This is a genomic window from Gilliamella sp. Gris1-4 (genome assembly GCF_001690335.1).
GTDB classification, from domain to species: Bacteria; Pseudomonadota; Gammaproteobacteria; order Enterobacterales; family Orbaceae; genus Gilliamella; species Gilliamella apicola_P.
In genome coordinates this window covers 1-23,447 of the sequence record NZ_LZHA01000062.1, presented here as the reverse complement: position 1 = coordinate 23,447, position 23,447 = coordinate 1, and the positions used below count along the sequence as shown (strand labels likewise).

The 23,447-nt window shown below is 35.2% G+C and carries 21 protein-coding genes and 1 pseudogene; 11 read left to right on the top strand and 11 right to left on the bottom strand.

Annotated elements, in window-relative coordinates; all coding sequences use genetic code 11:
• Positions 1–345: 345 nt before the first annotated feature.
• The gene (locus A9G31_RS08130; protein ID WP_065561220.1) at positions 346–1,272 is read right to left on the bottom strand and encodes a TIGR01212 family radical SAM protein; all 927 of its coding nucleotides are present in this window, start codon (positions 1,270–1,272) and stop codon (positions 346–348) included.
• Positions 1,273–1,488: 216 nt separating this feature from the next.
• Between A9G31_RS08130 and A9G31_RS08125 the strand changes: the two genes are divergently transcribed.
• From A9G31_RS08125 to A9G31_RS08115, 3 genes are read left to right on the top strand one after another with little or no spacing between them, the layout of a single operon-like run.
• Positions 1,489–2,613, top strand: a complete 1,125-nt coding sequence (locus A9G31_RS08125) for a glycosyltransferase family 4 protein (protein ID WP_065561219.1) — start codon at positions 1,489–1,491, stop codon at positions 2,611–2,613.
• Complete coding sequence (gene rfaP, locus A9G31_RS08120) at positions 2,606–3,409, top strand: lipopolysaccharide core heptose(I) kinase RfaP (RefSeq protein WP_065561218.1); 804 nt, start codon at positions 2,606–2,608, stop codon at positions 3,407–3,409. The genes A9G31_RS08125 and rfaP overlap by 8 nt, the downstream gene beginning before the upstream one ends.
• A gap of 15 nt (positions 3,410–3,424) precedes the next feature.
• A complete protein-coding gene (locus A9G31_RS08115; RefSeq protein WP_065561217.1) occupies positions 3,425–5,053 on the top strand; it encodes a DUF2813 domain-containing protein in 1,629 nt (542 codons plus the stop codon).
• Positions 5,054–5,145: 92 nt separating this feature from the next.
• On the opposite strand, the gene ettA is transcribed toward A9G31_RS08115, so the two are convergent.
• Positions 5,146–6,813, bottom strand: a complete 1,668-nt coding sequence (gene ettA, locus A9G31_RS08110; RefSeq protein ID WP_065561216.1) for an energy-dependent translational throttle protein EttA — start codon at positions 6,811–6,813, stop codon at positions 5,146–5,148.
• A gap of 449 nt (positions 6,814–7,262) precedes the next feature.
• Positions 7,263–7,907, bottom strand: a complete 645-nt coding sequence (gene nfsB, locus A9G31_RS08105; RefSeq protein ID WP_065561215.1) for an oxygen-insensitive NAD(P)H nitroreductase — start codon at positions 7,905–7,907, stop codon at positions 7,263–7,265.
• Positions 7,908–8,335: 428 nt separating this feature from the next.
• Here nfsB and leuA point away from each other — a divergent pair, with 428 nt between their 5' ends.
• The 4 genes from leuA (at position 8,336) to leuD (ending at position 13,203) form a co-directional block, all read left to right on the top strand.
• Positions 8,336–9,883, top strand: coding sequence for a 2-isopropylmalate synthase (gene leuA / locus A9G31_RS08100; protein WP_065561214.1), 1,548 nt, complete (start codon positions 8,336–8,338; stop codon positions 9,881–9,883).
• 67 nt (positions 9,884–9,950) lie between these two features.
• Positions 9,951–11,030 carry a 3-isopropylmalate dehydrogenase gene (leuB, locus tag A9G31_RS08095; RefSeq protein ID WP_065561213.1) on the top strand — a complete coding sequence of 360 codons (1,080 nt, stop codon included), beginning with the start codon at positions 9,951–9,953 and terminating at the stop codon, positions 11,028–11,030.
• Between the two features lie 156 nt (positions 11,031–11,186).
• Positions 11,187–12,587: a 3-isopropylmalate dehydratase large subunit gene (leuC, locus tag A9G31_RS08090; protein WP_065561212.1), complete on the top strand. Its 1,401-nt coding sequence runs from the start codon at positions 11,187–11,189 to the stop codon at positions 12,585–12,587.
• Positions 12,588–12,600: 13 nt separating this feature from the next.
• On the top strand, positions 12,601–13,203 hold the full coding sequence (gene leuD / locus A9G31_RS08085; protein ID WP_065561211.1) for a 3-isopropylmalate dehydratase small subunit: 603 nt from the start codon (positions 12,601–12,603) through the stop codon (positions 13,201–13,203).
• A gap of 72 nt (positions 13,204–13,275) precedes the next feature.
• Here leuD and A9G31_RS08080 read toward each other — a convergent pair whose 3' ends face one another.
• The 5 genes from A9G31_RS08080 to yccX form a co-directional block, all read right to left on the bottom strand.
• Positions 13,276–14,691: an RNA polymerase factor sigma-54 gene (locus A9G31_RS08080; protein ID WP_065561222.1), complete on the bottom strand. Its 1,416-nt coding sequence runs from the start codon at positions 14,689–14,691 to the stop codon at positions 13,276–13,278.
• Positions 14,691–15,416, bottom strand: coding sequence for an LPS export ABC transporter ATP-binding protein (gene lptB, locus A9G31_RS08075; RefSeq protein ID WP_034913235.1), 726 nt, complete (start codon positions 15,414–15,416; stop codon positions 14,691–14,693). Before lptB ends, A9G31_RS08080 begins: the two co-directional genes overlap by 1 nt.
• Positions 15,417–15,971, bottom strand: a complete 555-nt coding sequence (gene lptA / locus A9G31_RS08070; protein WP_081299387.1) for a lipopolysaccharide transport periplasmic protein LptA — start codon at positions 15,969–15,971, stop codon at positions 15,417–15,419.
• Between the two features lie 3 nt (positions 15,972–15,974).
• Positions 15,975–16,538, bottom strand: a complete 564-nt coding sequence (gene lptC, locus A9G31_RS08065) for an LPS export ABC transporter periplasmic protein LptC (RefSeq protein WP_065561210.1) — start codon at positions 16,536–16,538, stop codon at positions 15,975–15,977.
• Between the two features lie 80 nt (positions 16,539–16,618).
• Entirely contained in the window at positions 16,619–16,897 is a 279-nt protein-coding gene (yccX, locus tag A9G31_RS08060) for an acylphosphatase (RefSeq protein ID WP_141671416.1), read from the bottom strand.
• 241 nt (positions 16,898–17,138) lie between these two features.
• On the opposite strand from yccX, the gene A9G31_RS08055 reads away from it, so the two are divergent.
• Together A9G31_RS08055 and A9G31_RS08050 are read left to right on the top strand one after the other, a co-directional pair.
• Entirely contained in the window at positions 17,139–17,732 is a 594-nt protein-coding gene (locus tag A9G31_RS08055) for a CHAP domain-containing protein (protein ID WP_065561209.1), read from the top strand.
• Positions 17,733–17,876: 144 nt separating this feature from the next.
• Entirely contained in the window at positions 17,877–18,482 is a 606-nt protein-coding gene (locus tag A9G31_RS08050) for a CHAP domain-containing protein (protein ID WP_065561208.1), read from the top strand.
• Between the two features lie 84 nt (positions 18,483–18,566).
• Here A9G31_RS08050 and A9G31_RS08045 read toward each other — a convergent pair whose 3' ends face one another.
• The 3 genes and pseudogenes from A9G31_RS08045 to A9G31_RS12240 form a co-directional block, all read right to left on the bottom strand.
• Positions 18,567–19,250 (bottom strand): GntR family transcriptional regulator, encoded by a 684-nt coding sequence (locus tag A9G31_RS08045; protein WP_065561207.1) that lies wholly within the window; start codon positions 19,248–19,250, stop codon positions 18,567–18,569.
• Positions 19,251–19,444: 194 nt separating this feature from the next.
• Positions 19,445–20,926 (bottom strand): mannitol dehydrogenase family protein, encoded by a 1,482-nt coding sequence (locus A9G31_RS08040; RefSeq protein WP_065561206.1) that lies wholly within the window; start codon positions 20,924–20,926, stop codon positions 19,445–19,447.
• 24 nt (positions 20,927–20,950) lie between these two features.
• Positions 20,951–22,443: pseudogene (locus A9G31_RS12240) on the bottom strand (MFS transporter).
• Positions 22,444–22,559: 116 nt separating this feature from the next.
• Between A9G31_RS12240 and A9G31_RS08030 the strand changes: the two are divergent.
• The gene (locus A9G31_RS08030) at positions 22,560–22,817 is read left to right on the top strand and encodes a transposase (RefSeq protein ID WP_034909955.1); all 258 of its coding nucleotides are present in this window, start codon (positions 22,560–22,562) and stop codon (positions 22,815–22,817) included.
• Positions 22,817–23,447 (top strand): DDE-type integrase/transposase/recombinase (locus A9G31_RS08025; protein ID WP_065559871.1); only part of this gene is annotated, 631 nt, incomplete at its 3' end. The genes A9G31_RS08030 and A9G31_RS08025, both read left to right, overlap by 1 nt.

Sequence of the window (23,447 nt, the reverse complement as noted above, 5' to 3'; positions counted from 1 at the left end):
ACCATGGTAATGCATTTTTATTTCCTTGTCAAGTAATTTATTGTTTTTTATGAACTTTTATATCCATTTGCCTGATTTTTGAGCGATTCCTTGCCTGTATAAGCTCAAAAATTATAACTTGATGATAAATAATCCGCCACTTTTTTTGTTGGTTTATTGTAAAGATTTGTTAGCGGGTTAAGTGCGTTGCTTTGGCTTTTTTTTGGGGGGTGGCGTTTTTTACGGGTGGAGGTAGCGGTTGAGTGGTTTTGGGACTGGTGGAGTAGGTGCTTTTTAAAGGCCTAAAATTTCTCCGGTAGAGTATTGATTTTATTGAAGTTTTTTGATGCAATTTAGAAGATTCCTCTACTCCTTAAAACAATACTCATCCCCAATGGCTTTGCCTTGAACACCAAATTGACGCAAATTATGATCAACGGCATTCATTGATTGCCAGTGGTTTTCGCACCAATCTGGCGCTAGCAAGGTTGGTTTTCTAGCGTTGGCAGATATGCGGTGATAAACGATGTTTGCTGGGGTTTGTCTGATGATGTCGCCTGCAATATCAACATATTCATCCAATGATAAAATATTGATACGACCAGCTCGCCATGCTTTTGCCATAATACTGCCATCAACAATATGTAATGGATGCAACTTTAAGCCGTCAACGCCACTATTTAATACACGTTCAAGCGTGATTAAATTATCTTGTTTGGTTTCTTTGGGTAAGCCAATAATTAAGTGCGTGCACACTTTTATACCAAGATTACGGGCTTTTTGTACGGTTTGATGATAATCGTTAAAGGTGTGTCCACGATTGATGTCGTGCAAGGTTTTATCGTGAGCGGTTTGTAAGCCGAGTTCTAACCATACTTCAAAACCTTGAGATTGATAACCTGCCAGTAATTCAAGCGCTTCATTCGGTACGCAATCAGGACGCGTGCCAACACAAAGCCCGACAATATCAGCACTATTTAGCGCCTGCTGGTACATGTCTTTGAGTATGGCAACTTCGGCATAGGTGCTAGTATAGGCTTGAAAGTATGCAAGATAGCGTTTGGATTTTTTCATTTGATGAGCTTGCGATATAAGTTGATCAGCAATCGATTTAACTTGTATTGATTCATCAATGATCGATGCCACATTACAAAAAGTGCACCCACCAACGCCAATCGTGCCATCGCGGTTAGGGCAGCTAAAACCGCCGTGTAGAGTAAGTTTGTAGATCTTTTCACCGTATCGACGTTGGAGATCAGAACCAAAAGTGTTAACTACTAAATGAAGTTGCATAATAGACTCAAATAAGCGTTTTGGGTATTTTACGGAGTTAGTAGGTCGACTTCAAGCTGGATGTGTTGAATTACGTTTTTCGCCTCAAAAAAAAACTTCAATAAAATCAACATACTTCCTGACTGTTTTTTGTGCGTTTTATGGCTTCTTTCGCTATTTTTGCACGTTGCTTATTAACAAGTATATAATACTCCTTTAAAACTTGAGGCAATCTGCATGCAACTGGCTTTTTGTATTTATAAATATTTTCCTTTTGGTGGTTTGCAACGTGATTTTTTGCAAATAGCTAAAGCTTGTCAAAATCGAGGACATAATGTTCGTGTTTATGTCATGGATTGGCAAGGCGATGTACCTTGTGGGTTTGACATTATTTGGGTACCTAAACAGGGCTTATCCAACCATAATCGTAATCAATCTTATTACTATTGGGTGAAGGCTCATTTACAAGCAAATCCTGTTGATTGTGTAGTTGGCTTTAATAAAATGCCTGATTTGGATGTTTATTTTGCAGGTGATACTTGTTATGCCGAAAAGGTTTCACACAAGGGCTTTTTGTATAAATTGTCAAAACGCTGTAAGCACTATTTGGCTTTTGAAGATGCGGTATTTAATCAACATAGCCAAACCAAAGTTATGGTACTAACAAAACAGCAAATTAGTGATTTTGAGCACTATTATCATACTGATCCGTCTCGATTTTACCTTTTGCCACCCGGTATTGCGCAAGATCGTCAATACAATTATGAGTCGCTAGCTAAAGGTAAGCAATTTAGGCAAGCCAATCAAATTGATGAACATAATTTTGTGATTGTGCAAATTGGATCAGATTTTAAGCGTAAGGGAGTAGATCGTTCTTTAACCGCCATTGCCGCACTACCTTGCGATTTAAAACAAAAAGTGACTTTTTTAGTAGTGGGGCAGGATAATCCCGAAGCTTATCAAAAACTGGCTAAGCAACTCGGCATTGAGTATCAAGTCCGTTTTTTTGCAGGGCGTAATGATATCCCTAACTTTTTATTTGCGGCAGATTTGCTATTGCACCCTGCAAGGCAAGAAGCAGCCGGTATGGTGCTTATTGAAGGGTTAGCCGCTGGGGTGCCGGTGATTGTGTCAAGCATTTCGGGCTATGCTTATCATATTGATGATGCCAATGCTGGGGTGATCCTTGCCGAGCCTTTTGTGCAAGCAGATCTCAATGAAGCGGTACAAAATGCCATCACAGATCACGATCAATTACTAGCTTGGCACAACAATGCAATACATTATGGTAAAACGGCAGATTTATATCATTTAGCCCAGCGTGCCGCAGATATTATTTTAGGTTGTGATCATTATGAATGAGTTGAAGTTAAAATCCCCTTTTGATGCTTTGTGGAAAAATAAAGATCCGTTTGCGGAAGTTGAGTTAATATCAGGCAAAGTCTATCGAGCGGTTAAGCAACGTAAGACGTTGAATTTTGAGCTTGGTGATGAATCGTATTTTATTAAAATTCATCGTGGTACAACCATTAAAGAGATTGTGAAGAATCTTATTTCGTTACGTTTACCTGTTTTAGATGCTAAGCAAGAGTGGGATGCGATTGAGCGTTTGGAGCAAGTTGGCGTTAATACGATGGATGGGCGAGCATTTGGTCGTAAGGGACTAAATCCGCTGGCTCGTCATTCATTTATTGTGACCAAAGATCTTAACCCGACTGTGAGTTTAGAAGATTTTACTAAGCCATGGTTAACTAACCCACCTAGCTATCATATAAAGCGTTCTTTAGTTATTTATTTGGCAAAAATGGTGGCTCGAATGCATGCCGCTGGGGTTAATCATCGTGATTGTTATTTGTGTCACTTTTTGCTTGATATTCCGCTTTTTGAAAATCATCAGCAAATAAAATTATCGGTGATTGATTTACACCGAGCTCAAATCCGTAAAACCGTTCCTGTTCGTTGGCGTGATAAAGATTTAATTGGGCTTTATTTTTCAGCCATGAATATTGGGCTAACTGATCGTGATATTTGGCGTTTTTTGAAAGTGTATTTTAATCAACCTTTAAAAACGATTTTGCGTAATGAAGCTAAGTTAATTGCTAGTACGCATCAAAAAGTTGAACGAATTCGTAAAAGGACAGAAAAGTATCATCTTTAACAATAAGGATACGCTATGTTTATTGAACAAATTGATATTTCCGGATTTAAAGGTATTAGTCAACTATCTTTAAAATTAAATGCAAGTTCTAGCGTACTAATGGGTGAAAATCGTTGGGGGCGGTCAAGTTTAATCAGCGCTTTGCAATTGTTATCACTGGATAACACGTTTTATCAATTTGTCGATTCCGATTTTTATCATGATCAATACCAATGTTATGGCGATAATATTATTATTAAAATCACTTATTGCCAATCACACTTACATGAATTAAATAATCAAGATTATCAACCATTACGCTCGGTTTCGTATCAATCACACCAAGATAATCTGCATCGTATCACTTATCAAATTTCTGCTAATAAACATGATAACCAAATTATAACACAACATAAATTGCTCAATGCACAAGGCAATCCTTTTAATATAGAAAACGAAAAATTATTAATTGCAACATTAATCAAACTAAATCCAGTAATGACACTTAAAAATGCAATTAATCCTGAGCAATTAACTGTTACTAACGAACCATTATCCGAACATTACATTAGTCAACTTTCAAACCAACTAAAAGCCCATTCAGCCGAATTAACCCAAGATGAATTAGCTCGAGGCCTACAAGCCGCACGCTCATTATTAGAGTATTATTTTGTCGATCAAGCACACCGCAATCATTACAAACAAAAAAATGCCAAAAGTACACCAAGATCAGAAGATTGGAATGTTTTGGAACAAATTAATGATGTATTGGATAATCTTGATAATGATTATTTACGAACGGTATTTTTAGGAATTTTCGGCTCTATTATTGATGCTAAAGGAAATTATTCACTTTCACAAAGTTCAATGCCTATTTTAATTTTAGAAGAGCCTGAAAGTTTGTTACATCCAATCATTTTATCCGTTGCATTTCGCTTACTAAAAAACTTTCCTACACAAAAAATTATCACGTCTAACTCAAGTGATCTAGTATCGTTATTTTCATTAGAAAACCTTTATCGTTTAATTCGTCTGCCAGATAAAATTATTGCCAAATACATTGAACCTTATTCATTAAGCGTTAGTGATAATCGTCGTATTGCGTTTCATATTCTTTATCGCCGATCAAATGCCTTATTTGCACGATGTTGGTTGTTAGTCGAGGGCGAAACCGAAGTGTGGTTGTTACGTGAACTAGCAGAACAAAGTGGTTATCATCTGAGTTCAGAGGGAGTTCAGCTTATTGAGTTTGCTCAGTGTGGTTTAAAACCGCTTATAAAATATGCCAATAAAATGGGAATTCATTGGTATGTAATTACTGATGGGGATATGGCGGGTAAAAAATATGCCGATACAGTAAAATCGTTATGTGGTGAAGATAAAAATCCTAATGATTACTTAACGGTTTTACCTGCGCGAGACATTGAAAACTTTTTATTTAAACATGGTTTTAGTCATGTCTATAAACTTGCCGCTTATAATACAACACAGCATATTGATCTGCCTGTACATCAAATTATTCAAAAAGCAATTCATAAAAGTTCAAAACCTGATCTTGCGATTGCCATTTGTGATGATGCAAAATCACGTGGTATAAACGCTATACCGCGTTTGCTAATGGATACTTTTTCGAGAATTATTAGTTCATCTAAAGGGTTAGTTTAGATAATTACATTTTGAAAAATATTTAAAATCGCTATCAAGAAGATAAAACAATTCCGCCAATATAAATCGGCGGAATAAAATAAAAATTAATTCTATTTGGAGATTCGTTTATATTTAGCACGTTTAGGCTCTAATGCTTCAGCACCCAATGTGCGCTTTTTCCATTCTTCGTATTCGGTAAAGTTACCTTCAAAGAATTCCACATGTCCTTCGTCTTGATAATCCAAAATATGGGTCGCAATACGATCTAAAAACCAACGGTCATGTGAAATCACTAAAGCACAACCTGGGAATTCAAGGAGTGCGTTTTCAAGTGCTCGTAAGGTTTCGACATCTAAATCATTAGTCGGTTCGTCAAGTAATAATACATTACCGCCCACTTGTAATAATTTAGCTAAATGTACACGCCCACGTTCACCACCTGAAAGTTCACCAACACGCTTTTGCTGATCAACACCTTTAAAGTTAAAACGACCAACATAAGCACGACTTGGGATTTCAAAATTGCCAATACGCATAATATCTTGACCGTTTGAAATTTCGTCCCAAACTGTTTTTTTGTCGTCCATACTGTCACGGAACTGATCAATTGATGCAAGTTGCACTGTTTCACCCAAAGTAATCGTGCCTGAATCAGGTTGTTCTTTGCCTGATAGCATTCTAAATAGGGTTGATTTCCCTGCTCCATTTGGACCAATAATGCCAACAATTGCCCCTTTAGGAATACTAAAAGATAAGTTATCAATCAGCACACGATCGCCATACGATTTAGTTAGATTGCTTACTTCAATCACTTTATCGCCTAAACGTTGTCCAGCTGGAATAAAGAGCTCGTTAGTTTCGTTACGTTTTTGGTAATCGTTACTGTTGAGTTCTTCAAAGCGAGCTAGGCGGGCTTTGCTTTTTGCTTGGCGCCCTTTCGCATTTTGTCGTACCCACTCGAGTTCTTTTTCGATCGATTTACGACGTGCCGATTCGGTCGAGGCTTCTTGCGCTAGGCGCTGATCTTTTTGTTCAAGCCAAGATGAGTAGTTGCCTTCCCATGGAATGCCTTCACCACGGTCAAGCTCTAAAATCCAACCAGCTACGTTGTCTAGGAAGTAGCGATCGTGAGTTACTGCAACAACCGTACCTTCGTAGTCATGTAAGAATCGTTCTAACCATGCTACCGATTCGGCATCTAAGTGATTGGTCGGTTCATCCATTAATAACATATCAGGCTTTTCAAGTAATAATTGACAAATTGCTACTCGACGGCGTTCTCCACCTGATAAATTTTCAATTTTCGCATCCCAATCTGGCAAACGTAGTGCGTCAGCGGCTCGCTCTAACTGATTATCAAGATTGTGAGCATCTTGCGATTGAATAATGGCTTCAAGCTCTGCTTGTTCTTTGGCTAATTTATCAAAATCGGCATCAGGATCAGCATAAGCGGCATATACTTCATCTAATCGAGCCAATGCTTGTTTAGCCTCACTAACCGCTTGCTCAATGGCTTCACGCACAGTTTGTTTAGGATCTAATTTCGGTTCTTGGGGTAAATAACCAATTTTAATATCAGGTTGTGGGCGTGCTTCGCCTTCAATTTCGGTATCAACACCCGCCATAATTCGTAGTAAAGTGGATTTACCCGCTCCATTTAAACCGAGTACACCAATTTTTGCACCCGGAAAAAAACTTAAAGAAATATCTTTTAAAATATAGCGTTTAGGGGGAACAATTTTCCCTACGCGGTTCATGGTATAAACATATTGCGCCATAAAACATCATCCGTTTATTGGGTTAAAATAGCAAAAGGCATTTGCTATATGATTAATTGCGTATATTGTAGCGATTCTGAGGATTGGGTCTAGGGTTATTTGTAATAATGTGAGTAAATTGGTTAAATGGTGTTAACGGTAGATTTATATAAAACCGTTCAAATTCACCCCATGTGCATATATAATCAACAATACCTTAAATTAAATTTATTATGCATATCTTGGTTACTTAAATATTTTCAATTTTATAAAATTGAAAAATTCAACAAAGGCTGTTCATTCTATACTCAAAGATATGGTGGTTATTTCTTCTTTAATGAAGAATACCCTAGAACAACAAGTACTAAAAGATAAACTCAAGCAATATCAAAATTATTATCAAAAATAATATAAAGCCATTTTAAGGTATCCCACCTTTTACTAGGTGGGATAATTGAAAACGTTATTTTTTATAAAAACGTAAAAAGTTGCTCTTTAGGTAAGCGTGATTTTGGTCGATGCGCATTGCCGTCATTTTCAGCTCGATAGCCTAATGTGGCTACAATAACGCTTTTAAGCCCTTTGCTTTTGAGATCTAAAATCTCGTCCATTTTTTGGGCGTCATACCCTTCAATCGCTGTTGAATCAATACCAATTGCCGTTGCTGCAAAAAGCAGTTGCCCCAATGCAAGATAAGCTTGTTTACTTTCCCAACATTGTTGCGATTCAATGGTTGCACTATTGAGCTTTACAAAGTGCCGACGACCTTGATCTTGTGCTTGTTTAAGATCGGTTGAAGGGTATCTACCGTCTTTATCTTCTTGATTGAGTAGATTGACTAAATGGGCTTCGTCTAATGGTGTTTTAATGCAAAAGACAATTGTATGCGAAGCGCCAGTCACTCTTGGTTGATTAAATTCAAGTATAGCCGGTAAAATTTTATTCTTTGCCGCATCATTATCAATAACATAAAAATGCCATGGTTGTGAGTTAACTGATGATGGGCTGTTTCTTAAAACAGTTAATAATTGTTCAATCTTATCAGCAGGAATTTTTTTTGTTGGATCATAATGTTTGGTAGTGTAGCGTTTTTGAGAAATATCAACGATATTCATGGTTATGCCCTCATGAGGTTATGCTTTAAATTATTATAATTAGGTTAAATTACATCTCAAGTTATCATTTTAATAGATTTGCTAAATAATCTATCAACGCTTGTTACTTAATTTTTATAGTTAAAAAATTAGACTATATTAAAATTGAACAAAATAATCGTTGACACAGATAATATCATTTGGTAAAAGTATTACCAGTTTATTTTAATAAGAAAAAATTTAGAGATTATTATGTTTATTAACTTCTTATCACTCGACCTAAGCCTCCTCCTCGCATTAACTTGCGCGGATAGCTTGTGTGTGGAGTAAAAAGAAGTAGTTAAATAAACAACTCAACAAATTAACAAGAACCCGCGCTAAAGTGCGGGTTTTTTGTTTTTTTAACTTGAAATACCGAGATAGCGCTAAAATATATAAAAGGAAAAACAATGAGCGATCAAGTCATTATTTTTGATACAACGTTACGCGATGGTGAACAAGCATTACAAGCAAGTTTGAGCGTTAAAGAAAAGTTACAAATAGCGCTTGCTTTGGAGCGAATGCGGGTCGATGTGATGGAAGTTGGCTTTCCTGTTTCATCTCCTGGTGATTTTGAATCAGTCCAAACGATTGCTAAGACCATTAAAGATAGCTGTGTTTGTGCATTGTCTCGTTGTGTTGATAAAGATATTGATGTTGCTGCCGAGGCATTAAAAGTTGCAGATCAATTTCGAATTCATACTTTTATGGCAACATCAACCTTACATGTTAAAGATAAATTAAAAATGACATTTGATGATGTCATTGAAAGAGCTGTGCACTGTATTAAACGTGCACGTAATTATACTAATGATGTGGAGTTTTCTTGTGAAGATGCAGGCCGTACCCCAATTGATAACTTATGTCGTATCGTTGAAGCAGCAATTAAAGCAGGGGCAAGAACGATCAATATTCCGGATACTGTCGGTTATACTGTCCCTTATCAATTTGGTGGCATTATTCATACCCTATTTGAACGTGTCCCGAACATTGATCAAGCGATTATCTCTGTCCATTGTCATGATGACTTGGGTATGTCGGTGGCTAACTCGATTAGTGCGGTTCAAGAAGGTGCTCGGCAAATTGAAGGGGCGATGAATGGTTTAGGCGAACGTGCGGGTAATACCGCACTTGAAGAAGTTATTATGGCGATTAAAGTTCGTCAAAATATCTTAAACGTTCACACAAATATTAATCACCAAGAGATTTATCGTACTAGCCAAATTGTTAGCCAAATTACTAACATGCCAATTCCGGGTAATAAAGCAATTATTGGTAGTAACGCTTTTGCCCACTCCTCAGGAATTCATCAAGATGGGGTTTTAAAAAATCGTGAAACTTATGAAATTATGACCCCTGAATCAATCGGATTAAATCAAATCCAATTAAATTTAACCTCTCGCTCAGGACGAGCCGCCGTTAAACATCGTTTAGAAGAACTTGGTTATCACGATAAAGATTATAACTTAGATCAAGTCTATGAGGCATTTTTAGAATTAGCTGATAAAAAAGGCCAAGTATTTGATTATGATTTAGAGGCATTAATATTTATCAATCAATTAAAAGATGAAAAAGAACATTATGTTTTGGATTATTTTAATGTTCAATCAGGTTCGACGGTTGTTTCAACCGCTTCGGTTAGCTTGTTAATTGGTGATAAAAAGTATTCTGATGCTGCAACAGGTAACGGTCCTGTTGATGCTGTTTATCAAGCTATCAACCGTATTACTGGCGAGCCGATTTCGATTGTAAAATATCAGTTAGCTTCTAAAGGACAAGGTGAAAATGCTTTAGGACAAGTTGATATTGTTGCCGAATATAAAGGTCGTAAGTTCCATGGTGTTGGGCTTGCAACCGATATCGTTCACTCATCGGCTTTGGCTTTAATTAATGTATTGAATAATGTGTATAGAGCAAATCAAGTTGCACAAGAAAAACAAAAATTACATCATGACTAAAAGATAATTTGTTTTGCCGTTTAACAGCAAAACATGAAAATTAATTTAGATTGTAAAGGAATAAAAAATGTCACAAAACTACCATATTGCAGTACTTCCCGGCGACGGTATTGGCCCTGAAGTAATGAGACAAGCCTATAAAGTATTAGATGTTATCCGCCAAAAATATCAGCTTTCAATCACAACTAGCGAGTATGATGTTGGGGGGGCTGCGATTGATATTCATGGTTGCCCATTACCTAATGAAACACTTGAAGGATGTGAAAAAGCTGACGCTATTTTATTTGGTTCAGTGGGTGGTCCTAAATGGTCTAATTTACCACCTGAAAAGCAACCTGAACGTGGTGCGTTATTGCCACTACGTAAACACTTCAAATTATTTGCTAATATGCGCCCTGCTCGTTTGTATCAAGGCTTAGAAGATCTTTGCCCATTACGCACCGATATTGCAGAGCGTGGATTTGATATTTTATGTATGCGCGAATTAACTGGCGGTATTTATTTTGGATTACCTAAAGGACGTGAAGGTAGTGGTGCTCAAGAAAAAGCATTTGATACTGAAGTTTATCATCGTTTTGAGATAGAGCGTATTGCAAAAATGGGGTTTGAAGCCGCACGCTTACGTCGCAAAAAAGTAACTTCAATTGATAAAGCCAACGTATTACAAACTTCAATTTTGTGGCGTGAGGTGGTTAATGAAGTAGCTAAAAACTATCCTGATATCGAACTTGAACATATGTATATCGATAATGCCACAATGCAACTTGTTAAAGATCCGTCTCAATTCGATGTTATTTTATGCTCAAATTTATTTGGAGATATATTATCCGATGAATGTGCCATGATAACTGGTTCAATGGGGATGTTGCCTTCTGCTAGTCTTAATGAACAAGGCTTTGGCTTATATGAACCTGCTGGAGGTAGCGCACCTGACATTGCTGGTAAAAATATTGCTAATCCTGCAGCACAAATTTTGTCATTAGCTTTGTTAGTCCGTTACAGCTTTAAACGTGATGATATTGCCTCAGCTATCGAAACAGCAGTAAATAAAGCATTAGAACAAGGCTATCGTACTATCGATCTTGCACAAAAAGAACAACCCGTTTCAACTGATGAAATGGGAGACATTATTTGTAAGCTTATTTAGTTGAATTAGCTATGTAAAATGTGTAGTAAAAAGATACTCAAGTATGCAGAATAAACTGCTACTTGTATCCTTTTTAATTCAATTAATTATAGGATTAGTAAATAATGTCAAAGTTTAAAACTAATACCAGTTGTAAAAAATAATAAGGAATCTGCAATGTCAAAAACACTGTATCAGAAATTATATGATGCGCATGTCGTTTATGAAGCTCCAAATGAAACGCCTATTTTATATATCGATCGTCATTTAGTTCATGAAGTCACCTCTCCACAGGCCTTTGATGGCTTACGTGCAATGAATCGTAAAGTTCGCCAGCCCAATAAGACTTTTGCAACTATGGATCATAACACTTCAACCAAAAGTAATGATTTAAGTGCCTGTAGCGAAATGGCTCGCATTCAGTTAACCGAACTGGCAAAAAACGCCAAAGAGTTTGGTGTTTCGTTATATGATTTACAAAGCCCATTACGTGGTATTGTCCATGTAGTCGGCCCTGAGCAAGGTATGACTTTACCGGGTATGACTATTGTGTGTGGTGATTCGCACACTGCTACACATGGCGCATTTGGTGCATTAGCTTTTGGTATTGGTACTTCCGAAGTTGAGCATGTGTTAGCAACTCAAACCTTAAAACAAGGTCGTGCTAAAACCATGAAAATTGAAGTTAAAGGGCAAGTTGCTGACGGCATTACCGCTAAAGATATTATTTTAGCTATTATTGGTAAAACCACCAGCGCTGGCGGTACTGGGCATGTGGTTGAGTTTTGTGGTGATGCGATTAAATCATTATCCATGGAAGGACGTATGACGTTGTGTAATATGGCAATTGAAATGGGAGCTAAAGCTGGCATAATTGCACCAGATGAAGTGACTTTTGAGTACTTAAAAGGTCGTCAATTTTCACCTAAAGGTGAGGATTTTGATAAAGCTGTTGCCTATTGGAAGACATTAAAAACCGACGAAGGTGCACATTTTGATACAGTTGTGACGTTAGAAGGAAAAGATATCGCGCCACAAGTCACTTGGGGAACGAATCCTGGTCAAGTAACTTCAGTTGATGCAACAGTACCGAATCCTAATGATTTTGCTGATCCTATTGAAAAACACTCTGCAGAGCGTGCATTAACTTATATGGGATTAACCGCTGGCACCAAAATGACTGATATTAAGATCAATAAAGTGTTTATTGGTTCTTGTACAAACTCACGTATAGAAGATTTACGAGCTGCTGCGCAAATTGCTAAAGGCCGTAAAGTGGCTGAAGGTGTACAAGCATTAGTTGTACCCGGTTCAGGACCAGTGAAAGAACAAGCTGAAGCCGAAGGATTAGATAAGATTTTTATTGATGCAGGATTTGAATGGCGCTTACCGGGTTGCTCTATGTGTCTTGCAATGAACGATGATAAATTAGCACCGGGAGATCGCTGTGCATCAACTAGCAACCGTAATTTTGAAGGTCGCCAAGGACGTGATGCTAGAACACATTTAGTTAGTCCTGCTATGGCAGCAGCCGCAGCTATTACTGGTCATTTTACAGATATTCGCAAACCATTTTAAGGAGAGACTTGTCATGGCAAAATTTACAAAACATACTGGGCTAGTCGTTCCTTTGGATGCGGCTAATGTTGATACAGATGCAATCATTCCAAAACAGTTTTTACAGAAAGTAACACGCACTGGATTTGGTAAACATGCCTTTCATGAATGGCGCTTTTTAGATGATGCTGGCGAGCAGCCTAACCCTGAATTTGTCTTGAATAAACCCCGCTATAAAGGTGCTAGCATTTTATTAACACGTGAAAATTTTGGTTGCGGTTCTTCTCGTGAACATGCTCCATGGGCACTTGCTGATTATGGATTTAAAACCATTATTGGTTCAAGTTTTGCCGATATTTTTTACAATAACTCATTTAACAATCAATTATTATTGGTTAATTTATCCGAAGAAGATATCGATGAGCTATTTAAAATTGTCGAAGCTAATGAAGGCATTGAATTTACCATCGATTTAGTTAATGAAGTGGTCATTGCCGGCGATAAGCAATATTCATTTAAAATTGATGCTTTTAAACGTCATTGCTTGTTAAATGGGTTAGATAATATTGGCTTAACCCTACAACATGAAGATGCAATTAGCGACTTTGAACATAAAATTCCAAGCTTTTTAGCTTAATTTTATTAAAGGGCGCAAATTGCGCCCATGATTAAAATAAGCGATATATATCCAAAAAATTTGAATTCAAATTTAAAGCTGTTTTCGTTGACTTGATGGTGGAATGGATAAGGCTTCACGGTATTTTGCTACGGTGCGACGTGCAATAATAATGCCTTGTTCTTCAAGCATCGAAACTAATTTACTATCACTTAATGGCTTTTTACTATTTTCTGCCGATATATATTTTTTAATTAATGCTTGGATAGCTGTAGATGAAACCTCACCACCTGAATCATTATTAACATGACTTGAGAAAAAGAATTTAAGTTCATAAATTCCGCTTGGACAATGCAGATATTTTTGAGTTGTTACACGAGAAATGGTCGATTCATGCATATCAATTGCCGTTGCAACATCAGACAAAATCATTGGTTTCATGTATTCAGCACCGTGTTCAAAAAAGGCTTGCTGATGCTCAACAATAAATTGGCTGACTTTTAATAAGGTTTCGTTACGGTTTTCGATGCTTTTAATAAACCAATTAGCTTCTTGCAGATGAGATCTAATATATTGCCCATCACTTTCATTAGCTAATTTTACCATATCGGCGTATTGCTGGTTAATACGTAAAGATGGAACTGTATCGCTATTTAAATACACAACCCATTTTCCTTGTACCTTTTTTACCATGACATCAGGGATGACATAGTCTGGAGAAGCAGTATTAACCAAATCGCCGGGATAAGGTTGTAAACGTTGTATAAAATCAACAGCCTCTTTTAATTGTTCATCTGTTGTATTTAACACTTTTTTTAAGTTTCTATAATCACGTATGGCTAATAAGTCTAAATAATTATCAATAATTTGTTTAACTAATGGTGGAGTGTCTAAATGTTGAATTTGAATAGACAAGCACTCTTGCAACGATCTGGCACCGACACCGATAGGATCAAAATTCCATATTCGTTTCAATACTGCTTCAACTTCGGCAATTTCAATTTCATCATTACCTTGTTCTTCAAGTATTTCTTCTGTTGAAACTGTTAAATAGCCTCTCTCATCTATAGCTTCAATAATAGATACCGCTATCGCCCTATCTGTATCGCTAAAGGGTGTTAGTTCAAGTTGCCATTCCAGATAAGCATGTAATGTTTCGTGAGTTTCACCTTGATAGATAGGCAATTCATCATTACGATAATCTGAGTTAGTTCCAGATGGAGTTCCTGCACTATAAATATCATCTAAAGATGCATCCAATGGAATATCATCGGGAATCTCTTTGCTATCTAAAGCCTCACGCGTATCAATATTTTCTGTTTCATCGTTTTGTTTAACGTTCACTTCGTCATATTGATCATCAACTTCAAGTAATGGATTGTTTTCAAGCGCAGTTTGTATTTCTTGTTGGAGTTCTAAAGTTGACAACTGTAGTAATTTAATCGCCAATTGTAATTGTGGCGTCATGGATAATTGTTGAGAGACTTTCAGTTGTAAACTGGTTTTCATCATAATCTGAACTCGTTTCCTAAGTAAACGCGTTTTACATATTCGTTACTTAAGATGTCATTTGGTGAACCTTCAGCAATTAAATGTCCTTTATTAACAATATAAGCACGTTCGCAAACATCTAAAGTTTCACGTACATTGTGATCGGTTATTAATACTCCCAACCCTCGATCGCGTAGATGCTTAATAATATTTTTGATATCTATCACCGAAATTGGATCAACCCCAGCAAAGGGTTCATCAAGTAAAATAAATTTAGGATTAGCAGCTAACGCTCTTGCTATTTCTACTCGACGTCTTTCTCCACCTGATAGAGATTGTCCTATGCTGTCACGAATATGAGAAATATGGAACTCTTCAAGTAATTCTTCGGCACGATCGATTTTCTCATTTTTATCAATATCTTTGCGCGTTTCTAAAATTGCCATAATGTTATCTATAACAGACAATTTTCTAAAAATAGACGCTTCTTGTGGTAAATAGCCAATACCTTTTTGAGCTCGCTCATGTAAAGGTAAAATGCTGATATCATGATCATCAAGGTAAATTTTACCTGCATTTAATGTCACTATACCAACAACCATATAAAAAGTAGTGGTTTTACCCGCACCATTAGGGCCCAATAATCCAACAATTTCGCCAGAGTTGACGGTTAAACTCACATCTTCAACAACTCGTCTTTTTTTGTATACTTTGGCCAGATTTTCCGCTTTTAAAATTGACATTTATTTATTCATCCCTTTAACTTGGTTTGGGATAATAGTGCTTTTTACTCGCATATTCTTACCAGGATTGGCTAAAATTTGCTGTTTTTTAACATCGTATGTAATCAGATCACTAACAATATGATTGTCTTGTTGAAATAATTCAGCATGCCCTTGTAAAATAACATTATTTTGCTTCACATTGTAAATAACTTGAGAAGAATGACCCGTCACAACTTTATTGTTTTCTGGTAAAATTTGCTTATAATTCACAGGATTACCATAAGCTGTGATTTTTTGCTTATTAGTGTCTTGCGTGTCAGTGATAACCACTTTATCAGCTTTTATAGTTAATCCTTCTTGGATAATAACAACATTGCCTATAAATGTAATTGTATTATTTTCAATATCAATTTTTTGATTGTCTGCATCTATCGTAATGGGTTTATTATCGGCGAACATTTTATGTTCTTCTTTAGAGCCTGTAGATTGCAAAGTAGGTTCATTGGCGAAACTACTTAAAGAAATTGGTAGCAATAAAATTAATGAAAAAGCAACTTGCTTTAGCGAACTCATGTTTTATTTTGCCTCTGTATTATAATATGTTTTTACATTTTCAAGTATGTTAGCCGTTTTAGCGTGTAAATCCCCCGCTAAACCAATACCAGTTGAATAAAACCCCACCCCATTAATAATGACAGGATCTCCAGATTTAACTAGTTGTGAAGTTAAATCTATCACTGCATTATCAGTTTTTACTTGTTTCAATTGAGCTTCTTGTGTCAAATTATCTAATTGAACATTATCGTAAAGATAAAGAAATTTATCTTTTGTCAACGTCGCTTTCTTTGCTTTAATATGCCATGTAGCTAAATGATTCTGATCATAAAACGTAAAATTGGGCAAATCAAATTCAGTATTATCTGAATCATCAAAATGCCTAACATTACTAGACTCAATTTTATAAATAAGATCCCCTGATAAATCGTAAATATCTGTTAACATTTCATCACTTTGATAAATCGGCTTATCTGATATATTTAGAGTGGATTGATTTACAACCTCATCTCCTTTTTGATAATTATAATAAACACCGATAACAACAATGAGAAGTAAAAAACAGATTAGATTTTTTTTATTCATAACATACGTTTTTCACATTAATTAGAAATTATTATTTCGAATGCCAAAATTTTAATTATTCTACTTTATTTTTTATTAAATTAATATCGAACATTAAAAGAAGTTAAATCGTTTTGTGGTAATAATTCAAAAATATTAACATGTGAAATACATGAAGATGCAGGACCGCCATTTTCAATCCATTTTATTAATTTGCTTATTTGTAAACTATCACCTTGAGCTATAATCTCAACATCGCCATTATCTAAATTTTGAACATAACCAACTAAACCCAGTTTTTGGGCTTGCTGATAAGTAAAAAAACGAAATCCTACACCTTGCACGCGACCGCTAACATTTATTTTAACTTTCTTTATCATTTTGCAACCCCATTTTATTATAATTCAAACATATTAATTTTAATGATGAAATACTAATTTAGATTGAAAATACAGAACATAATTTTTTATCATGGTTAAATAGCTTATATAAAAATAAATACTATAATTAAATGTTAGATTCATTAATAATCTTACAATTATTAAGTTTTTTACTTATCGACTAAATTTTATTTTTCAATAAAATAAACAATAATAAATAATTAAAACAATGGAAATAAATATGTTATTAAAATATAAAAAAAGGCTTTTTTTACTTTGGCTATTATCAGTATTAAGCTACTATACACTTAATTCATGTGCTTTTGCTAATATTGAAATTGATAAACAGAAAATTGGCAAAGTCGTTGATGAATTTAATGGAGTGAAAGTCTATTATAATGGTAGCATCAATAATGTAAGTGGAAGAGATATTGCTAAAGACGGCTATAACTTAGGTCTGAAATATCAATGTGTTGAATTCATCAAACGCTATTATTATCAACGCTTCAATCACAAAATGCCCAATAGCTATGGGCATGCAAAAGATTTCTTTGACCCTTCAATCGTTGATGGAAAAATTAATCGTCAACGTAATTTATTACAGTTTCATAATGGTTCACCAACTAAACCAAAAGTTGAAGATATTATTATCCTTAATTGGTCACAATATGGACATGTTGCCATTATAAGTAAAGTAACCGACAACGAAATTGAAATTGTGCAACAAAACCCAGGACCAAATGCAAGCAGTAGAGCAACTTTTCCTTTAATCTTTAAAGATGGAAAATGGCTAATAGAAGGTTTTGGCGTTTTAGGTTATTTGCGTAGAATGTAATATATTATATAAAATAACATCACCCCCAAATACATGACTTAATAACAATATGTTAAAAAGCCCGTCACTACCGATGGGTATTACTTTATTTTTTTAATAAAAAAGATAGTTATAAAAACATAATAGGAAAAATAAATTCTAATAATGAAAAATATAATATTATTCAAATACAAAAAAACATTATTCTTTGTTATTTTTTCAATACTTAGTTGTTACGTTTTTTACGCATATATTTACCCTGATATGCAAGTTGATAAAGGCAAAATAGGCAAAGTTGTTGATCAATTCAATGGCGTTGATGTTTATTATAATGGTAGTACTGGTAATGTTAGTGGTCGTAATCTAACTAAAGATGGCTATAACTTAGGCCAAAAGTACCAATGTGTTGAATTTATTAAACGTTATTATTATCAACGTTTTAATCACAAAATGCCAGATAGTTATGGCCATGCTAAAAATTACTTCGATGAATCAATTCCTGATGGTCAACTCAATCCTAAACGTAATTTATTACAATTTCATAATGGTTCACCAACTAAACCACAAGTTGAAGATATTATTGTTTTTGGTTGGTCAAGATATGGTCATGTTGCCATTATTAGCAAAGTTAGCGATAACGAAATTGAAATTATTCAACAAAATCCTGGCCCCAACAAAAGCAGTCGTGCAACTTATCCTCTCATATTTAAAGATAGAATTTGGAAAATAGATAACTTTCGTGTTTTGGGGTATTTACGTAAAAATAAATAATTGCCTACATCTGAGTAAACTACAATAACAAGTGGCATAATTATAGAAAATATTCAAAATAATAATTCAGATCGTTAATGAAGATTAATCAACAAACCATTCATTCTTCTGTTTTGATACTATTTTTATAGTCTCCAAAATAGCCGATAGGTGTTCATGTTGAGCTATTGCTGCAAGATCTGAATCATGATTCTTTAAAGCTATCAGAATTTTTTCATGCTGTTTAACAAGATCTTCGGGAGGCGAAATTTCTTCTAATGAAAGGAATCTAACTCGATCCATCATAGCTTTAATATTTTCAACAGTTTCCCATGCCATTTGGCAGTCTATTACGTTCATTAAAATTTGGTGGAATTCATCATCTTTTTCTAGAAAAGATTGAATATTTTTATGTTTATTGGCCTCTTTTTGTTCATCAATATTTTTTTGTAGTAATAAAATATCTGAGTCATTAATTTTTAATGCGGTTTGTCTAATAATTGCACATTCAACAGCATCGCGAATAAATTGCCCATCCATCACTTTTTTAATCGATATTTTTGTGACAAATGTTCCTCGTTGAGGAAGAATTTGCACTAGTCCCGCTTCGGCTAATTTAATGAACGCTTCTCTAACCGGTTGCCTTGAAACACTAAATTGACTAGAAATCTCTTTTTCTGACAGTAAAACACCAGGCAATACTTGACAAGTAATAATCGCTTTTCTTAATTTACGGTAAATTTGTTGATTAACGGGTTCTGAAATATTTAAGTCGGCAGATTTAAACATATATCATCTTAGGTAAAAATTAAATTATGAAGAATAGTAGGGGATTTTTAAATATAAGAAAAGTTTTTTTGATAAATGACTATCAATATAAAAAGATTATTTGAGATAAATAGAAGTAAAGGTGAAAAGTGCAACGCCATTGCAGGCAATTACACTTTGCTGTTATTAATTATGTTAGTTTTGTTAGTAATGCTTTAAAAAAATTTTTCTAACTGTTTTATTGACTGTTTAGCACCAATATCTCGCAAAGATAAATAAGCTTTAGTCACCTGCTCAACAAAATATTGATTGTTAGGTAGATCATCACCAAATACATGTGATAATAACAATAACGATTTTACTCGTTCTTGATTATCTTGGCTATTTGCTACTAGTTCTTTTAACTTATCAACCATTGGATCACTTATTTCAATTGCCTTACCGGCATCATCTGTGCCACTTACATACCGCATCCAAGCAGCAATACCTAAAGCTAAGCAATCAAATGGTGTGTTATTTGCTAAATGAAAACGGACTGAATCAAGCATACGTTGAGGTAATTTTAAGGTGCCATCCATGGCTATTTGCCAAGTACGATGTTTTAAACCTGTATTACGATAACGCTCAAGCAACGAATCGGCATAAGCCTGTAAATCAACGCCTTTTACTCGTAATGTGCTTGCTTGTTCATTTATCATCAAATGCCTTGCAGCTTTAACATAAAAAGGATCTTGCATACATTCATCTATATGTAAATATCCAGCTAAATATCCTAAATAAGCTAAAAATGAGTGACTACCATTTAACATACGTAGCTTCATCTCTTCATAAGGCAAGACATCACTAACTAGTTCTGCGCCAGATTTTTGCCAATCAGGCCGGCCAGCAACAAAGTTATCTTCGATCACCCATTGCTTAAAAGGTTCGCCAGCAATACCTGCAGGATCTTCGATTCCTCCCAGTTGTTTTTGAATTTTTTCCATCGTTTCTGGTGTCACTGCTGGTACTATTCGATCAACCATTGTTGAAGGAAATGTTACATTTTTTGCTATCCAATTAGCCAAATTTGGATCGCGCAGTTTGGCTAACGCCAAAACGACATTCCGCGTTACATGGCCGTTTTCTGGCATATTATCACAAGACATAACTGTAAACGGTTTTAACCCCTTTTCTTTACGTAAGTATAATGCTTCAACAATCACACCAGGGACAGTTTTTGGTTTAGTAGGATTTTCAATATCGTGTTTAATTAGTGTATTATTGGTATCAATTGATGCCGTTGCAGGTAAATAGCAATAACCTTTTTCGGTAACAGTGATTGACACAATAGCAATTTCAGGGCGCGTGATAACTTCGAGTATTTTGGCAATACCATCTATATCGGCATGTAATGCCTCTTTGGCGACACCAACAACTTGAGTTGACCAATTGTCATAAGCCATTTCACAAACACTAAATAAGCAATCTTGCTGTTTTAAATCCTCAATTTGCTTTTCACCGCCGATTAAATTGACTTCACAATATCCCCAATCACTACCATATTTAGCCGCTAAAATATCAGTAAAAACTGCCTGATGAGCACGATGAAAGGCACCAAAACCAAGATGGACAATTTTAGTTTTAAGCTTATTTCTATCATAGTTTGGTACAACTACCTCTTTAGGTAGTTGTGATAAAGTTTTAGTTGATAGTTTCATTATATTTTCCATTTAATTTAATGATTAGATTTTTTGCCACACGTCTTGGTATTTGTGACCAGTTAAGTCTTCAATTACTTTTCTTGCTTCATCTGCTACATCTTCTTTTGAACCATTATTTTTTAATCTTTCAATTTCATTGACTAAAATTGTATGAGTTTGTTTATTCAATTTAAATGTAAGTGCAAAAATTAAAGCAATAAATAAAAGTCCTGCTGTGCCACATAAAAATAATAATCCTATTGTTGTAATTGCTTGTTCGCTTTGGACTGTACTACCCTGAACAAATCCTCCTTTTTGTAAGATAAGACCAACAACAAATGTAGCAATAGCAACCGTTGTCTTTCTACCAAATGTCATTACAGCGGCATATAATCCTTCTCGTCTTTGTCTGGTTAAGATTTCATCCACATCAGGAATAAAAGGAAATACGTTCCAAGGTGTAAATTCAAGGATACATCGTCCTGCCTGATAACAAATTGCAAAAATATAAAGAAGTAAGATTTTTGATTCTGGATTAAACATATAAACACAATAAAAACCAACAATACATAGAATCATTGTTGAATAAGAAAATGTATATAACTTACCAGGTCCATATTTTACCATCGCAAATCCAGCTAATAATGTTATTGGTAAACCAATAATACTTAGTGAAAGCAAAGCAGCTGCTACAGATGAAGGAACGACCAAACAATATACACAAAAAAAGACAAATACAGTATTAAATACATCTTTAGCTGTAAATGAAAATAAATAGCCAAATGGCGGCGAAATGCTTTTATATTAAAAGTTGAAAGATATTCAGAAAATAACTTCTTAACGGTCATTAATTTTTCTGAAAATGTTAGTTTTGTAGGTGCTTTTTGTAACTGCTTTAACATCTCCCCTGTTGGTTCTCTTTCCCAAGTTGCTTTATAGGAAATAAATACACATATAGCAAATATCACAGCAAATAATAGGCCATTAATAAAATATGCATAGGCATTATTTTCGCCAAAATAATTAATCAAAATGCCAGGGACGAAAGTCGCCAAAAAAGTACCACAAGCAGAGAGAAACATTCTTCCAGTAGATAATTTAGTTCGGTCGTTATAGTTCTTAGTCATTTCTGATGGTAATGTCTCCCATGGAATAAGAACTACTGCTGCTACAATTTCAAATGCCAAATATGCTGCTAGGTAAAACCAAAAATTCATACCTACTACCCATAATAAGACATAAAGTAACATCAGTGGTGAACCAATCAGTAAGAAAAAGCGTCTACGACCAAATTTTTGTCCCAATCTATATTTGTAAAAATGATCAGTGAAACTCCCCATAAATAGACTTACAATAGCATCAACAATTCTTGCTATAGCAACAATAGATGCAGCTTCTAATGGTGTTAATCCTACAAAAGTAGTATAGAAAAATAATAGCCATGCACCAATAATTGAGAAAGCTCCTCCTCCCATTATATCTGTTAAACCATAACCAATAGCAATAGGAAGTGTAACTTTCCTTTTTTTATTCATATCCATTCTCCGTTCCTCAATTCATAAACTAAATATTGTGTCTGTAACTATCCCCTAAAATAGTACAGCAAAAAAGTAGAAAATTCTCTATGATAAAAGTAAAAGGGGATTTAATTATGAAAAAAATGACTGAACATCAAATCGTCGCTATTTTAAAAGAAGCTGAAGCAGGTATTCCTGTCAAGGAACTCTGCCGTAAATATGGCATGGGTAATTCAACTTTTTATAAATGGCGGGAAAAATACGGCGGAATGGAAACTTCGGATATCAAACGCTTAAAGGAGCTGGAGGCTGAAAACCGTAAGCTTAAACAGATGTTTGCCGAACTGAGCTTAAAATCCCAGCTTCAGGAAGAAATCATAAAAAAGCTGTAGTGCCCACAAAAGCACGTAAAACGTGGGCACAGCAACTACAACAAAATCATTCGGTTACTATTGCTATGAGTTGTGCCATTGTTGGCTTAAGCCGTTGTGCTTACTATTATCAACCTAAGTTACCGGATGATTCGGTGATTGTTTCGGTGTTGAATGCTATCACTGACCGGCATTTGCGCTGGGGCTTTCCTAAATGCTTTAATCGTATCAGAAAGCTCGGCTATAAATGGAATCATAAACGGGTGTATCGGGTGTATTGTGAGTTGAAACTTAATCTCAGGGTAAAGCGTAAACAGCGCATTCCTCCACGAAGCCCAGAAAGGCTATCAGCACCCAATAAACAAGGTGAATGTTGGTCAATGGATTTTATGAGTGACAGTAGTCGTAATCAACGTCGCTTTAGGACATTCAATGTTATCGATGACTTTAATCGTGAGGCGTTAGGGATTGATATTGCAGTAAGCTTACCAGCAGGAAGGATTTCCCGTTACTTAGATAAACTGGCCGAATATCATGGATATCCATTAAAAATACGGGTCGATAATGGGCCAGAATTTACAGGAAAAACCTTTATAAACTGGGCTAAATCACATGATATAACCATTGATTATATCCAGCCCGGTAGCCCTT

Coding starts and splice junctions, on each gene's coding strand:
- A9G31_RS08130 (WP_065561220.1), bottom strand. CDS start 1,272: ATGCAACTTCATTTAGTAGTTAACACTTTTGGTTCTGATCTCCAACGT.
- A9G31_RS08125 (WP_065561219.1), top strand. CDS start 1,489: ATGCAACTGGCTTTTTGTATTTATAAATATTTTCCTTTTGGTGGTTTG.
- rfaP (WP_065561218.1), top strand. CDS start 2,606: ATGAATGAGTTGAAGTTAAAATCCCCTTTTGATGCTTTGTGGAAAAAT.
- A9G31_RS08115 (WP_065561217.1), top strand. CDS start 3,425: ATGTTTATTGAACAAATTGATATTTCCGGATTTAAAGGTATTAGTCAA.
- ettA (WP_065561216.1), bottom strand. CDS start 6,813: ATGGCGCAATATGTTTATACCATGAACCGCGTAGGGAAAATTGTTCCC.
- nfsB (WP_065561215.1), bottom strand. CDS start 7,907: ATGAATATCGTTGATATTTCTCAAAAACGCTACACTACCAAACATTAT.
- leuA (WP_065561214.1), top strand. CDS start 8,336: ATGAGCGATCAAGTCATTATTTTTGATACAACGTTACGCGATGGTGAA.
- leuB (WP_065561213.1), top strand. CDS start 9,951: ATGTCACAAAACTACCATATTGCAGTACTTCCCGGCGACGGTATTGGC.
- leuC (WP_065561212.1), top strand. CDS start 11,187: ATGTCAAAAACACTGTATCAGAAATTATATGATGCGCATGTCGTTTAT.
- leuD (WP_065561211.1), top strand. CDS start 12,601: ATGGCAAAATTTACAAAACATACTGGGCTAGTCGTTCCTTTGGATGCG.
- A9G31_RS08080 (WP_065561222.1), bottom strand. CDS start 14,691: ATGAAAACCAGTTTACAACTGAAAGTCTCTCAACAATTATCCATGACG.
- lptB (WP_034913235.1), bottom strand. CDS start 15,416: ATGTCAATTTTAAAAGCGGAAAATCTGGCCAAAGTATACAAAAAAAGA.
- lptA (WP_081299387.1), bottom strand. CDS start 15,971: ATGAGTTCGCTAAAGCAAGTTGCTTTTTCATTAATTTTATTGCTACCA.
- lptC (WP_065561210.1), bottom strand. CDS start 16,538: ATGAATAAAAAAAATCTAATCTGTTTTTTACTTCTCATTGTTGTTATC.
- yccX (WP_141671416.1), bottom strand. CDS start 16,897: ATGATAAAGAAAGTTAAAATAAATGTTAGCGGTCGCGTGCAAGGTGTA.
- A9G31_RS08055 (WP_065561209.1), top strand. CDS start 17,139: ATGTTATTAAAATATAAAAAAAGGCTTTTTTTACTTTGGCTATTATCA.
- A9G31_RS08050 (WP_065561208.1), top strand. CDS start 17,877: ATGAAAAATATAATATTATTCAAATACAAAAAAACATTATTCTTTGTT.
- A9G31_RS08045 (WP_065561207.1), bottom strand. CDS start 19,250: ATGTTTAAATCTGCCGACTTAAATATTTCAGAACCCGTTAATCAACAA.
- A9G31_RS08040 (WP_065561206.1), bottom strand. CDS start 20,926: ATGAAACTATCAACTAAAACTTTATCACAACTACCTAAAGAGGTAGTT.
- A9G31_RS08030 (WP_034909955.1), top strand. CDS start 22,560: ATGAAAAAAATGACTGAACATCAAATCGTCGCTATTTTAAAAGAAGCT.